14 protein-coding genes are annotated in these 12601 nt (G+C 71.0%); 5 read left to right on the forward strand and 9 right to left on the reverse strand.

Annotated elements, in window-relative coordinates; translation table 11 throughout:
• Positions 1 to 37: 37 nt before the first annotated feature.
• Complete coding sequence (locus ACFVFQ_RS07630) at positions 38 to 361, forward strand: Lsr2 family protein (protein ID WP_383410416.1); 324 nt, start codon at positions 38 to 40, stop codon at positions 359 to 361.
• A 591-nt stretch (positions 362 to 952) separates the two neighbouring features.
• Positions 953 to 2239 (forward strand): serine--tRNA ligase, encoded by a 1287-nt coding sequence (gene serS / locus ACFVFQ_RS07635; RefSeq protein ID WP_383410419.1) that lies wholly within the window; start codon positions 953 to 955, stop codon positions 2237 to 2239.
• Positions 2240 to 2322: 83 nt separating this feature from the next.
• On the opposite strand, the gene ACFVFQ_RS07640 is transcribed toward serS, so the two are convergent.
• The 4 genes from ACFVFQ_RS07640 to ACFVFQ_RS07655 all read right to left on the reverse strand — a co-directional run bounded on the left by ACFVFQ_RS07640 (position 2323) and on the right by ACFVFQ_RS07655 (position 6445).
• A complete protein-coding gene (locus ACFVFQ_RS07640) occupies positions 2323 to 3519 on the reverse strand; it encodes a M20 family metallopeptidase (protein WP_383410422.1) in 1197 nt (398 codons plus the stop codon).
• Positions 3516 to 4901 (reverse strand): MFS transporter, encoded by a 1386-nt coding sequence (locus ACFVFQ_RS07645; RefSeq protein ID WP_383410425.1) that lies wholly within the window; start codon positions 4899 to 4901, stop codon positions 3516 to 3518. Before ACFVFQ_RS07645 ends, ACFVFQ_RS07640 begins: the two co-directional genes overlap by 4 nt.
• Before the next feature lie 63 nt (positions 4902 to 4964).
• Positions 4965 to 5780, reverse strand: coding sequence for an alpha/beta fold hydrolase (locus tag ACFVFQ_RS07650; RefSeq protein ID WP_383410428.1), 816 nt, complete (start codon positions 5778 to 5780; stop codon positions 4965 to 4967).
• Positions 5781 to 6013: 233 nt separating this feature from the next.
• Entirely contained in the window at positions 6014 to 6445 is a 432-nt protein-coding gene (locus ACFVFQ_RS07655) for a helix-turn-helix domain-containing protein (RefSeq protein ID WP_383410431.1), read from the reverse strand.
• Between the two features lie 295 nt (positions 6446 to 6740).
• Here ACFVFQ_RS07655 and ACFVFQ_RS07660 point away from each other — a divergent pair, with 295 nt between their 5' ends.
• Positions 6741 to 7886, forward strand: coding sequence for a LuxR C-terminal-related transcriptional regulator (locus ACFVFQ_RS07660; protein WP_383410434.1), 1146 nt, complete (start codon positions 6741 to 6743; stop codon positions 7884 to 7886).
• A gap of 45 nt (positions 7887 to 7931) precedes the next feature.
• On the opposite strand, the gene ACFVFQ_RS07665 is transcribed toward ACFVFQ_RS07660, so the two are convergent.
• Together ACFVFQ_RS07665 and ACFVFQ_RS07670 are read right to left on the reverse strand one after the other, a co-directional pair.
• The gene (locus ACFVFQ_RS07665) at positions 7932 to 8291 is read right to left on the reverse strand and encodes a hypothetical protein (RefSeq protein ID WP_383410436.1); all 360 of its coding nucleotides are present in this window, start codon (positions 8289 to 8291) and stop codon (positions 7932 to 7934) included.
• Positions 8292 to 8649: 358 nt separating this feature from the next.
• Complete coding sequence (locus ACFVFQ_RS07670; RefSeq protein ID WP_383410439.1) at positions 8650 to 8808, reverse strand: hypothetical protein; 159 nt, start codon at positions 8806 to 8808, stop codon at positions 8650 to 8652.
• Positions 8809 to 9217: 409 nt separating this feature from the next.
• On the opposite strand from ACFVFQ_RS07670, the gene ACFVFQ_RS07675 reads away from it, so the two are divergent.
• A complete protein-coding gene (locus ACFVFQ_RS07675) occupies positions 9218 to 9595 on the forward strand; it encodes a 5-carboxymethyl-2-hydroxymuconate Delta-isomerase (protein WP_383410442.1) in 378 nt (125 codons plus the stop codon).
• Positions 9596 to 9705: 110 nt separating this feature from the next.
• Positions 9706 to 9984, forward strand: coding sequence for an acylphosphatase (locus ACFVFQ_RS07680; protein ID WP_383410444.1), 279 nt, complete (start codon positions 9706 to 9708; stop codon positions 9982 to 9984).
• 180 nt (positions 9985 to 10164) lie between these two features.
• Here the strand turns inward: ACFVFQ_RS07680 and ACFVFQ_RS07685 are convergent, their stop codons facing one another.
• The 3 genes from ACFVFQ_RS07685 to ACFVFQ_RS07695 form a co-directional block, all read right to left on the reverse strand.
• The gene (locus ACFVFQ_RS07685) at positions 10165 to 11151 is read right to left on the reverse strand and encodes an SDR family NAD(P)-dependent oxidoreductase (protein ID WP_383410447.1); all 987 of its coding nucleotides are present in this window, start codon (positions 11149 to 11151) and stop codon (positions 10165 to 10167) included.
• 110 nt (positions 11152 to 11261) lie between these two features.
• On the reverse strand, positions 11262 to 11600 hold the full coding sequence (locus ACFVFQ_RS07690) for a DUF3040 domain-containing protein (RefSeq protein WP_383410450.1): 339 nt from the start codon (positions 11598 to 11600) through the stop codon (positions 11262 to 11264).
• A gap of 222 nt (positions 11601 to 11822) precedes the next feature.
• Complete coding sequence (locus tag ACFVFQ_RS07695) at positions 11823 to 12320, reverse strand: DUF402 domain-containing protein (RefSeq protein ID WP_383410799.1); 498 nt, start codon at positions 12318 to 12320, stop codon at positions 11823 to 11825.
• Between the last annotated feature and the right edge of the window lie 281 nt (positions 12321 to 12601).

The raw sequence follows: 12601 nt of genomic DNA on the forward strand, positions 1-12601 counted from the left end.
CGTCAAAGCGTCTTGCCACGTCTTCTATAGTTTCTGTATGGCTCAGAAAGTAGTAACCATCATCACGGACGACCTCACGGGCGAGGAAAGCTCGGAGGCTGCCACTCATCGCTTCGGCCTCGACGGCGTTGAATATGAAATTGACCTGGCCCCCGAAAGTTACGACCAGCTGCTGGAGGCGCTTGCACCGTTCACCCGGTCTGGACGGCGGGTCGGCAAGTCCCGCAAGGGCCAGAAGGCCGCGGCCCGACGCGATGACAGTGCGGCCGTGCGCGCTTGGGCTCGGGAGGCAGGTTACGAGGTCTCCGAGCGTGGCCGTGTGCCGGCCGACGTTCGCGAGGCGTACGACAAGGCTCACTGACCTATCCACCCCCGGGGGCCTTTCACCGCGAAGGGCCCCCGAGTTGACTTCAGGCAGTCCTTCCCTGGGAACGTCCGCAAGCGGGTGCGGGCGACGCCCGGCCCAGACGATGGCGTTCAGAGAGTTACGGGGAACGGGCGCTGCGTAACCCCGTGCCTTGATCCACCGCAGTCCCGTCGGGCGCTGCGGGACGGCCCGAGCCCCTGGTCAGCGGGCGTCGCCGAGGCCGTACCGCGGGCTAGGACACCGTGGGCCGACAAATTTGCTGGCGCCTCGCGAAAGCAGTCCCTTATTCTCGGTTGTAACGCGATGACGGAGACAAGTAACCCGGATCCCGCGAGCCGAGAGAGCCGCCAGGTGCTGTGACGGCGGCCTCGCGTCCCGGAGTGAATCCCCTCCCGAGTGCGAGGAGGAACGGTCACCCAGCGTGACCCGATGCCTCGCCGGCCGACCCCCGTCACAGGGTTGTGAACGAGGCCGCCACACTGTTGGCGGCGAAGGCGCGGTGGCACCGCGAGTTGCCCCTTCTCGCCCGCGCCCCCAAGGGATCACGCCCGCAGAGCGGGCCTGGTCGAATTGGAGAACCAGCTGATGCTGGACATCACCCTGATCCGCACGCGACCCGAGTACGTGCGCACGGCATTGGCCAAACGCGCCGTCCATCTCGACATCGATGCCTTCCTCCGCCTGGACCACGAGTTGCGTGAGGTGCGCCGTGAGGTGGAGCGGCTGCGCGGCGAACGGAACGCGATCTCGGGCGAGATCGCTCGTAGGCAGCGCGCCGGTGAGGCCGTCGAGGACCTGCGCGCCCAAGCCAAGCTGCTCATCGGGCAGTTGGGCGAGGCCGAGCAGCGGCTGCGCGGGCTGGAAGAGGCCCATCGGGCGTTCTTGGAACCCTTGCCCAACCTTCCCGACGACGACGTGCCGGCCGGTGGCAAGGAGAACAACGAAGTCGTCCGTACCGTCGGTCAGCCCCCTCAGTTCGCCTTCCCGCCCAAGGACCACATCGAGCTCGCCGCCGGGCTGGGGCTCGTGGATCACCAGCGCGGCGCCAAGCTCGCGGGCAGTGGGTACTGGATCTACCGCGGCAACGGCGCGCTGCTGGAGTGGGCACTGCTCAACTACTTCGTCGACGCGCACGTCCGCGACGGCTACGAGTTCGTGCTGCCGCCGCACGTCCTGACGTACGAAGCGGGGTACGCGGCCGGGCAGTTCCCGAAGTTCGCCGATGAGGTGTTCACCGTGGAGGGCGACGAACGCGGCCCGGGGAGGTTTCTGCTGCCGACCGCGGAGACCGCCTTGGCCAGCCTCCATCGGGACGAGACGCTGCCGGAGGCCGAGCTGCCCAAGCGGTACTTCGCCTACACGCCGAGCTACCGCAAGGAGGCCGGCGCCCACCGGGCCGCGGATCGTGGGACGTTGCGTGGGCACCAGTTCAACAAGGTCGAGATGTTCCAGTTCACCACGCCCGACCAGGCACCGGCCGCGTACGACGAGCTCCTGGGCAAGGCCGAGCGTCTGGTCGCGGAGCTGGGCCTGCACTACCGGGTCAGCCGCCTGGCGGCGGGGGACATGAGCGGTGCGATGGCGAGGACCTTCGACGTCGAGGTGTGGTTGCCGAGCCTCGGCACGTACGTCGAGGTCAGCTCGGTGTCGGACTCCCACGACTACCAGGCCCGACGCGGCAACATCCGCTACCTGCCCGGCCAGGGCAAGTCGACCTACGTCCACACCCTCAACGCCTCGGGCCTCGCCACGAGCCGCCTGCTGCCGGCCATCCTGGAACAACACCAGCGGCCCGACGGCACGGTTCCGGTACCTGAGGTGCTGAGGACGTGGCTGCCGTGCGAGGTGCTGACGCCGAACACCGGGCGTTGACGGCATCGGCAGGCAGCGGTCGCAGAGAAGCTCCGGACCCCACAACAGGGGTCCGGAGCCCTCACCAGCCAGGTGGTGGGCCGCTACGCGGTTGCGCGGGTCAGCCTGCGGGTGGCCAGTTCTGCGTAGAGGGCGGTGCCGTCGGCCAGGACCGTGTCGTCGAATTCGGCGCGCGGGGAGTGGTTGTTGGGGGCGTTTTCGGGATCGGCGCCGACGGGTGGGGCGCCGAGGGTAAGCATGGCGCCGGGGATTTCGGCCAGGACGCGGGAGAAGTCCTCGGAGCCGTGCAGGGGGCGCGGCAGGGGCGCGAAGCGCTCCTCACCGAGAGTCTCGCGGACCGTGTGGGCCGCGAATTCGGCCTCGGTGTGGTCGTTGACGGTGACCGGGTAGAGGTGGCTGAACTCGGCGTCCACCTCCACCCCGTAGGCCGCGGCGATGCCCCGACAGACCTCCACCGTGCCGTCCTTGAGCCGGGCCTGCGCGGCGGGCGAGAAGCTGCGGACCGTCGCCTCGAAGACCGCGGTGTCCGGGATGACGTTCTGTTGGGTGCCGGCGTGGAAGGTGCCGACGGTCAGGATCACCGGGTCGAAGACGTCGAAGGTGCGGGTGATCCATGCCTGGAGGGCCGTGACCATGGCGCAGCCTGCCTGTACCGGGTCCTTGGCGCGGTGTGGCATCGATCCATGGCCGCCGGCGCCCCGGACGGTCACCCGCAGGTCGTCGGCCGCGGCCAGCGCCGGGCCGCCGCGGGTCCCGAAGACGCCGGTGGGCAGTCCGGCGGACATCACGTGGACGGCGTACGCCGCGTCGGGCCGCCGACCGGCCGCGTCCAACAGGCCCTCCGCAAGCATGTGTCGGGCGCCGTCGAAACCCTCCTCGCCTGGTTGGAACATGAAGACCACATCGCCGGCGAGCTGGTCGCGGTGTGCGGAGAGGAGGGTGGCGGCGCCGGTGAGCATGGTGGTGTGCAGGTCGTGGCCGCAGGCGTGCATCCGCCCGTTGTCGGCGGCGAAGTCCAGGCCGGTGCGTTCGGCGACCGGCAGGGCGTCCATGTCGCCGCGGAGCAGGACGACGGGGCCGGGGGCCGCCCCGCGCAGTACCGCCGTGATGGAGCTGAGTCCCTCGCCGAGGGTCAACTCCAGGGGCAGACCGTCCAGTTCGGTGAGTACCGCCTCTTGGGTGCGGGGCAGGTCGAGGCCGACCTCGGGGGTGCGGTGCAGGCTGCGGCGCAGTCGTACCAGGTCGTCGGAGAGGGCGCGGGCGTCGTCGCGGAGGTTCATGCATGCTCCTTGCGGGTCGGGGAGGTCGGGGGGCGGATGAGGTAGGTGCCGAGGAGGGAGAGGGCGGCGGTGCCGGCCGCCCACCAGGGCACCAGGGTGAGCCGGCCGGCGTTGGCGAGTGCCTGGGCCAGCAGCGGGAAGGTCCCGCCGAAGAGGCCGGTGGCCAGGGTGAACGGCACGCCCATCGCCACCACGCGCACCGGCACCGGGAACAGCCGGGCGAAGAGCACGTTCGCCAGTCCGATGGGGGCCGCGATCAGCAGCAGATAGCCGACGGTCACCAGCCACATCGGCAGCGTCCGGTGGGCCAGCGCGGTCATCAACGGAACGGTGTCCAGGGCGAGTAGCGCCAGTCCCGTGCGCAGGGTGGGCAGCGCACCGAACCGGTCGGCGAGCTGTCCGGCGCCGGCCATCGCGACGATCAGCGCGAGCAGCGGCAGCAGCATGGCCGCGGCCGAGGCGGTGTCCGAGGCGACGCCGAGTTGGGCGGCGTAGTGGGGGAGGTAGGTGGTGCCGAAGTAGTAGCCGACCGTCGTGCCGAGGGTGATCAGGAAGACGGCGAGGAGGTGGCGGGCGTGGGCGCGCAGGAGTGTCCGCCGCTCGCGGCCGGTGGGCCGGTGGGCGGCGTGCGCGGTGAACTCGGCGCTCTCCTGCGCCCCGCGCCGGATCCACAGCGCGAGCAGTCCGAGCGCGGCCGCCGCCAGGAAGCCGATCCGCCAACCGCCGCCGGCCACCCCGTTGTTGCCGAGGGTGGTCAGCAGCAGGGTCAGCGCGCCGAAGGAGAGGATGTTGCCGACGACGACGCCGGAGTAGGACAGCGCGCTGTAGCGGAACCGCAGGGCGGGCGGCGCGGTTTCGGTGACGTACGCGGCGGCGCTGGGGTTCTCGCCGCCCATCGACAGGCCCTGGACGAGCCGCAGCGCCACCAGGAGCACCGGCGCCGCCGCGCCGATCGCCCCGGCCGTCGGGAGGGCCGCGATCAGCACGCTCGCCGCGGAGATCACGGCCATGCTGATGGTCAGTCCGAAGCGGCGGCCGTGGGCGTCGGCGATCCGGCCCATCAGGTACGAGCCGAGCGGGCGGACGATGAAGCCGACGGCGAAGCCGAGGTAGGCGCCGAGCAGTTGGACCACCGGGTCGTCGCCGGGGAACACCTGCGCGGCGAAGAACGGCGCCAGTACCGCGTAGAGGGTCCAGTCGAAGGACTCGACGACCCCGCCGACGGTCGCCGCGAGCAGTGCGCGGCGACCCCGGCGGGCGTCGCCACCGCCCTCTCCCCCACCGTCGTTGTCGCGGGGCGTTGGCGGGGACGGCACCGCGCGGCCGCCCGCGAGCGGGCAACCGGCGTTCTCGTCGGCGGTCTTGGCGCGCGGCTGGTCCATGCGCAGCAGATGTCCCCGACTGCGGTCCGGCAAACCGCCGGAGCCCCAGGGCGCTGCCCAGTGTCAGTCAGTTCGTGACGGGCGCGCGTCCCCTGCTCGTCGACCGCGCAGGAAATCAAGGACGGTGGCGGTCTGGCCGAGGAGGGCGTGGCCGTGTTCGGGCAGGAGGTGCACTTGGGCGTGGGGCACGTGGGCGCGCATCCGGCGGGCGGTCCGTGCCGAGTCGAAGAGGGCGTCGCGGCCGCCGACGATCGTCAGGACCGGCATGGTCAGCCGGCCCAACTCCTCGTCGGTGAAGGTCGGGAGTCGTTCCATGCGCGGTTTGAAGTGCCTGAAGGTCAGGACGACGGTGTCGAGGACGGGTGCGAACTCCGGGGCTTCCAGGCCCGTTCCCTTCTGTGCCGACCGCCGTACGCCCTTCGGGCCGAGGGCCCGTAGCAGCAGCGCCTTGAACAGCCAGCCCATGCGCTGCCGTCCGACGCCGCCGGGGCAGAGCAGTGCCAGTCGCGTCACCCGCTCCGGGCGGCGGTTCGCGTAGTCCAGCGCCAACCATCCGCCGAGCGACGTCGCCACCACGGCCGTCTGGTCGACGCCGAGGGCCGTCAACACGTCGTCCAGCCAGTCCGCATGGCCGTCGGAGGCCAGGGGCAGGCGGGTGGGGGCGCTGTAGCCGGGCTCGCCGATGGTGTCCACGGCGTAGGTGCGGAAGTGCCTGGACCAGGCGGCGATGTCGTCGCGCCACATCGAGGCGTTCGCCCCCGAGCCATGCAGCAGCAGGACGGGCGGCGCGTCCGCCGGCCCGGAGACGACGACGAAGGTCTCTCCGTGCCTGGTCGGCACCCGCATCTGCTCCGCCGGCACCGGCCAGTCGTCCAGCACCTCTTGGTACCGGCCCAGGATCGCCGCCGCCCCGGCCTCGGAGTCGTAGAGGGCGCTCGCCCCCGCCGACGTGCCGCCCGAGGGCCCGGCCGACGGCGTTGCCTTCCGTTGCGTCGCCGCCGGTTGACTTGTCGTCGATTGGCTTGCCGTCGGTTGACTTGTCGTTGGTCGGCTTGTCGTTGGTCGGCTTGTCGTCGGTTGGCTCGTCGTTGCGTTCTTCTCTGCGCGCGTTCTCATGACGCGAGCACCCCCTCTATGCATTCCAATAGCCGGGCCGTGTCAGCCAGTCCGCCGAGGACGATGACCTTCATCCGGGCCCGTTCCCTGTCATGGACCGTCTCGATCCGCAGCGACCGGGAGCCCGGCCCCCGGTCGGCGGCCGCGGCCATCAGCATCGTGCTCAGGCGGTCGACCGTGTCGCGGTCGATGTCCTCGATCTCGACGATGGTCGACGCCTCACTGTGGCGCGGCCGCCCGGCAGTTGCGCCGTCCGGCGCGGGGACCGGGCGGCCGGTGAAGGTCTCCAGGTCCTCGTGGGCGATGCGGTACTGCTTGCCGATCCGGACCGCGGGGAGCCGCCCGTCGCGGACGTAGTTCCGGACGGTGCGGACATGCAGCTCCAACCAGGAGGCCACCTGCTCCACGGTGTAGAAACGATCACTCATGAGAGTACCTTAACCTTCCCCATCTGCACGATGAATAGGGAAGGTTGGGGAAAATGGGGAAGTTGAGCGGATCTAGGGGGGACGTAGGGGTGCCATGCCCAATGGTTATGAGGCCGATGATGAACGTGTCTTGGACAGGTTCGTACCGGACTGTGCATAGTCAAGTTCCGGCGCCCCTTACGACACGTCGGCGGGGCCGGGCGCAGGTCCGGTAACGGACGAGGTGGGCGGGAGCAGGAGCGGGGCGATCGCGCGCTCCTTCCCCCTGCGCCGGACAACGGCAGAGGAGCTATGGATGAGCCAGCAGACCGGTGATGACGTGCTCGCCGCCGGGCATCGGCTCGACGCCGTGGAGGTCGCCGTCTACCGGTGGGTGGCGCGGCACGGTTGCCTGGCGACCGCCCAGGTAGCGCAGGCGGAGGAGCTGCCCGAGGAGCAGATCCACCGGGCCGTCGAGAAGTTGGAACGGCTCGGACTGGTACAGCCGGACGCGGACGAGGACGGCCGACTGTGGGCCGTCGATCCCCAGCTCGTCGCGGCGGTCGTCACCGGCCCGCTGAAGGAGTCCATCCGCCGGCAACAGACCCAACTGCGCACCGTGCACGACCAGTTCGCCCGGCTCGCCGAGTACTACGGCGACGGGTTGCGGAGCGCGCCCTCGGACCTGTCCACGATCCCCGGCCCCACCGAGGTGCGGGCCGCGCTGAACCGGGCCGCCGACGAGTGCCGGGAGGAGATGCTGACCGTCCAGCCAGGCGGCACCCGACGCCCCGAGGTGCTCAAGGAAGCCCTGGCCCGGGACACCGAGCTGCTGCGGCGCGGGGTCGCCATCCGCACGCTGTACCACCACACCGCCCGCTTCAACAGCCCCAGCCAGGCATACGTGGCCACGGTCAGCGCGATGGGGGCGGAGTACCGCACCGCACACCAACTGTTCGGCCGGGCCATCATCTTCGACCGGAAGCTGGCCTTCCTGCCCGATCACCGCGGCACTTGGGGCGCGGTGGTGATCCGGCAGCCGTCCGTGGTCCATTTCCTGTGCAACCTCTTCGAGCAGTCCTGGGCACTGGCCCAACCCTTCTCCGACGCCGCCGAGGACGGGCTGGAGTCCGTCGCCAAGGACCTCGACCGGACCATCCTGCGGCTGCTCGCGGCCGGGGTGAAGGACGAGACGATCGCGCGTCGGCTGGGCATGTCGCTGCGGACGGTACGCCGCCATATCGCCGACATCATGCAGATGTTGGGGGCGGAGAGTCGCTTCCAGGCCGGGGTGGCGGCAGCGACCCGAGGGCTGCTGTCGGTCGACGAGCCCCCGCCAGGCGTCTCGGAGACGGGCACCCAGGCAACGGACCACCAGGCAACGGATGACCAGGCAACGGATACCAAGGCAGTGGGCGGCTCGAAGGCGGAGGTGCCTGTCCGCGACGGCGTCGCCGTCTGAGGCCACCGCCCCCTTGGCACCATCCCGCCAAATCCCACCAAATCCTCAGACCTGCTCGCCAAGAACGAGCACCAGCAGGACGGTTGGGGTGTGCACGTCCGACACCTTGTAGACGTGGCCGCCGGGCACGAAGAGCGACTCGCCCTCCCGCAACCGTAGGTCCGGCGCCGCGCACTCGGTGCCCGTGAGCGACCACAGGCGCATCCGGCAGGCACCTTCGGCGACGCTCAGGGTCACCTCGTCGTCGCCGAAGCCGACCCGCTCGCTGGCCCCTCCCACGGGCAGTACGTGGTAGTACGCCCGCACGGAGCAGCCGAGGGTCCGGCCGAGGGCGGCGGCGAGCGGCGCGGCCTCCGGACCGGCGGCAACCGGGCCGCTGGACTCCGGCATGTCAGAGACGGGCACGCCAGACACGGGCGTGTCAGACACGGGCGCGCCAGACACGGGCAGGCCAGGCATCGACGACAGGCGGCCCAACAGCCATACGTGGTACAGCAGGAGGAGATGTTCGTCGGCCTCGGTCCACAGGAGGGCGGCCCCCTTGTCCCCGTAAGTGGCCACGCAGAGCGCGAGTTCGTCGACGAATAACTGGAGAGCCGGGGGTAGCCGGCTTTTCTCAGACACCTTTCCTCCGATGGTGCGGGATGGCTCGGGACGACGGATGGCTCAGGGCGGCAGATGGCCCGGGACGGCGGATGAGGCGGGACGGCGGGGACGGCGGATGGCGCGCGGCGGCCGTCGGGGAGGCCACGGTCCGGGGGCGTCAGCCCCAGCCGCTGTCCTCGCCCGACTGGCCGGCGGTCGGGTGCGCGGCCGGGGCCTCGGCGCCTCGGCCGGCGTGGGCGGTCGTTCGCCCGGCGGTCGGGCCGGTGGCCAGCGCGAGGCCGAGCAGCGCGATACCGAGCAGCTGAAGGGACTTCATCGGACCTCCTGGGCGGACGCGGCGAGTTGCGGACAGGTGCGGCGCAACGGCGGTGCAGTGCGGGGGTGTTGCCCTTCCAGGGTGATCACCCGGAGGCGCCCTCGCTATGTCATGGGCTCTTCAGCAACCTGCCGGACGCCAAAGCGACAGGGGGAGAAGACGGGCGAAATACAAACGAACCGGAAACGTACGCCTCGGAACGGACGGGTCCGCCGCGTAACACCCCAACCCAGGGCCCAGGACCCAGGCCCCTCGGGCGTGCCTCATCACCCCACCAAGGCCCCTAGTGACCGCGGCCGATCGCTCGATTAACGTTGCTGTCCCGAACCACCGTTCGCCCTACGCCCCCACGCGCCCCACGCCCCACGCCCCACGCCCCACGCCCCACGCCCCGGGGAGGAGACCCCACATGCCGCAGATCACCGTCGACTACGACGCCTCGCTACGGGAGTTCCTCGACCGCCGACGCTTCGCCCGCGAGTTGCACGCCCTCGCCGCGAAGACCGTCGACGGCATCACCGTCGAGAGCTGCAAGACCCGCTTCCGGTGCGTCGACGACGCCGTCATCGCCCACGACGATCCCCAACAAGCCCTGATCCACCTGGACTTCGCGATCCTGCCGGGTCGCACCGCCGAGGCCAAGGCCACGCTCGGCGAGGTGGCGCTCGACCTGGTGCGCCACCACACCGCGGCCGCGACGGGCCTGACGGTGCACGCCTCCGTGGAGGTCCGCGACCTCGACGCGGCGTACCGCAAGCACGTCGCACCGGCCGACGACCGCATCTGACCGCCGATCGCGTAGGGCCGGTCCGACCCTGAACCATCGGACCGGCCCCAGGGGCGCGCCGGGCCCGGAGATCAACCCCCGGCCGCGTCCCTTCCCTTACAGTCCTGCTCATGCTAAGGAAGCACGTGATCGTGTCCGGAACGGTGCAGGGAGTCTTCTTCAGGGACACCTGCCGCCAAACCGCCGCCGAGAGCGGCGTCTCGGGATGGGTGCGCAACCTGCCCGGCGGGGAGGTCGAGGCGGTCTTCGAGGGTGCCGAGGAGGGCGTCGCGCGGATGGTCGACTGGGCGCACCAGGGGCCGCCGGCCGCCGAGGTGACGCACGTGGAGATCCGCGACGAGGAGCCGGAACGGCTCAGCGGCTTCGAGGTCCGCCCCACGCCCCGCTGAACTCGACTCCGTCGCCCGCGTGTTGGCCGTCGTTGGCCGTCCCGCCCAGCATCCGATTCATCGCCACCATCGCCGGGCCGCACAACCTCCTGGTAACGGCCTGGCTCCCCACCACCGACGGCGCACACCGGCTCGAAGCCGAACTGGCCGCCAGGCACCCCGCGTTGCACTTCCACGGGCTCAGGCGCCGTCGTGCCGCCCCCGTTGGTTGAAGCGGTCGGCCGCCCGTTCGTTGAGCACTCCCAACCACTCCCGCAGGCGAGGTGCCGGCGCCTGGCCCTGTGCCTGGACCTCGATCCCCTCGGCCGTTCCCGGTCCACCGCCGGTGGGCAACAACCGGCCCGCCGCCGTGGTCAGCCGCGTCGTGGTGGCCGGCGCCAGGCCGTGGGCCACCGCGCCCAGTTTGGCCAACGGACTGAGGACGATCCGCGGACGCCGGCGTTGCACCGCCGTCACGATGCGTTCCGCCGCGTGTTCCGCGTTCATGGACAGCACCGGCGCACCCGCCAGTGCCTGGAACCAGGCGTACTCGCGCCGCCGGTCACCACCGAATTGGGCATGGAGATGCGAGCCGGTCCGCAGCAACCCGGGGTGGATCCCGGTCACGGAAACGCCGTGCGGCGACTCCTCCGCGTGCAACCCCTCGGCCAGGACGGCCACCGATGCCTTGGCGCACGAGTACGGCAGCAGGTGCGGCACCGCCAGCAGCCCGCCCACGGAACCGATCAGCGCCAGCCTGCCGCCCGCCGGGCTGCTGCGCAGATGGGGAAGCGCGGCGAACGCGGTGTTCAACGTGCCGTTGAAGATCGCGTCCATCGCGTCGTGGAACCCCTCCGTGCCGAGCGCGTCGGCCGGCCCCACCTGGATGATGCCGGCGTTGGCGACGACGATGTCCAGGCGCCCGTTGCCGTCGACGACCTCGTCGATGCGCTCCCGTACCGCGGCCTTGTCCCGCACATCGCAGACCGCGCCGCGTACGGAACCCACGGTGGACGGCGTGAGCCGGCCGACCGCCCGGTGCAGCTCGTCCCCGTCGCGGGCGAACAGCACCACATCGCAACCGCGGGCCATCAGCTCCCGGGCCATGAGAAACCCCAGTCCGCGCGAGCCGCCCGTGACCACCGCGGTGAGCCCCTCGATCGACGGCGGCGCCGGAAACATCCCCATGTCGCTCCCTTCCGCTGGCCGCGCGGGGGCCGGACCGGGCGCACCGCGCCCCACACCCACCGCTCACGACCGATCGCGCACCGCACGGCCTTCGTGCGCCGCTGCCGGGTTCAGTCGCCCGGTCCCCAGTCATGTACGTTCCGGGGGCGCGACCACCGGCAGACGAGCCGGGCCAGGCAGGCGAGCGCCAGTCCCCAGACCGAGGCGCACACCGACACCACGGCCGCCGCGACGGCCGTGCCGGCCCTGGCCAACAGGCCCCGGAACATGGCGCACACCGAGCGGGCACCCGGTTCATTGTCGAGTCGGGTGGCCGTCGATGGCTGCGGCCCCGGAGCGTCCCAACGCATGGTCGTCAGGCGGCGGTCCAGCGCGGCGTCCTCCGCGCTCAGGTCCTGTTCGATCTGTGCCAGGAGAAAACGCTCCCGGCGGGAGAGTGCCTCAGTCATTGCGGTGCGCCTCCCTACGAACGCGCCCACATCTTCCGCCTCCCTCCCACTCTGATCCCGCCCCGCCGCCCAGGCAATCGCACCGGGCCACGCCCCAACACCGGCCCCACCACCGCACTCCCAGACACAACCCCGCCGATCCGGCAACTCGCCACCATGACCAGCCCGAACGCGCCGGTCAACAGGTCGACAACCCACGCCAGGCACGCTCGCAGCACGAGCTCACAGCGTGCGCAAGTTCCCACCGCGGGCGAGCTCTTCGAGGGTGTCCAGGGCACGCCGTGCCTCGGCCGCCGCCGCCGGATCGCGCGTCTCGATCCCGCTCTGCTCGAATTCGTCCTCGTCCAGCCGGAGCACGCGCGCGCCGTCGGCCGACTGCCACAGATCCAGGTCCAGGTCCTCGACCTCGATCTCGTCGGCCCCTATCCGCGCCGGGCGCACCACATCGCAGTACCAGCCCTTGACCGTGCCGTCGGCGCCCCGCACCTCCTTGACCGCGTACCAACGGTCACGCCAGTAGTGCTCGGTGAAGACGTCGCCCGGCTCGAACCGCACGAACCCGAAGTCCCGGACCGTGGGCCTCGCCCATTGGGCCCGCACCACGGCACGCGTCCCGTCGTCGCTCACGACGGTCGCGGGGTACTGCACCTTCGTCCGCCCCGCCTTCACCAGCCTGACGCGCACGCCACTGCCCACCGCCACCGCCGCTCCCGTCGTCACAGTCCCCACGCTCCTCTCCTTGCGGGGGCCACCCACAGCAGCCGCCGGCCCCCATAGCCATACGCCGAACGCACCTTCTCCCGCACCGGAGCCCCCGGGCCACTCAATTTCCGCGCGACCACGAGGAGTTGCGTTGCCAGACAGCTGGGACAGGCAACCTCGGGCCATGCCACAAGGACATGACCCGAGGAACTGGAGAGTTGGGGAGTTGAGGAGCTACGCACGTACTTACGACGCCCTGTCGGCGCCTCGCCCGCAACGTCTCGCGCAGAGGCGAAGCC

Origin of the sequence: Streptomyces sp. NPDC057743 (assembly GCF_042798755.1) — a bacterium.
In the GTDB taxonomy this organism is placed as follows: Bacteria; Actinomycetota; Actinomycetes; order Streptomycetales; family Streptomycetaceae; genus Streptomyces.

Bases quoted from the DNA above. Each gene is read 5' to 3' on its own strand.
- ACFVFQ_RS07630 (WP_383410416.1), top strand. From the start codon at position 38: ATGGCTCAGAAAGTAGTAACCATCATCACGGACGACCTCACGGGCGAG.
- ACFVFQ_RS07640 (WP_383410422.1), bottom strand. From the start codon at position 3,519: ATGAACCTCCGCGACGACGCCCGCGCCCTCTCCGACGACCTGGTACGA.
- ACFVFQ_RS07690 (WP_383410450.1), bottom strand. From the start codon at position 11,600: ATGACTGAGGCACTCTCCCGCCGGGAGCGTTTTCTCCTGGCACAGATC.
- ACFVFQ_RS07655 (WP_383410431.1), bottom strand. From the start codon at position 6,445: ATGAGTGATCGTTTCTACACCGTGGAGCAGGTGGCCTCCTGGTTGGAG.
- ACFVFQ_RS07680 (WP_383410444.1), top strand. From the start codon at position 9,706: ATGCTAAGGAAGCACGTGATCGTGTCCGGAACGGTGCAGGGAGTCTTC.
- ACFVFQ_RS07645 (WP_383410425.1), bottom strand. From the start codon at position 4,901: ATGGACCAGCCGCGCGCCAAGACCGCCGACGAGAACGCCGGTTGCCCG.
- ACFVFQ_RS07670 (WP_383410439.1), bottom strand. From the start codon at position 8,808: ATGAAGTCCCTTCAGCTGCTCGGTATCGCGCTGCTCGGCCTCGCGCTG.
- ACFVFQ_RS07685 (WP_383410447.1), bottom strand. From the start codon at position 11,151: ATGGGGATGTTTCCGGCGCCGCCGTCGATCGAGGGGCTCACCGCGGTG.
- ACFVFQ_RS07660 (WP_383410434.1), top strand. From the start codon at position 6,741: ATGAGCCAGCAGACCGGTGATGACGTGCTCGCCGCCGGGCATCGGCTC.
- serS (WP_383410419.1), top strand. From the start codon at position 953: ATGCTGGACATCACCCTGATCCGCACGCGACCCGAGTACGTGCGCACG.
- ACFVFQ_RS07675 (WP_383410442.1), top strand. From the start codon at position 9,218: ATGCCGCAGATCACCGTCGACTACGACGCCTCGCTACGGGAGTTCCTC.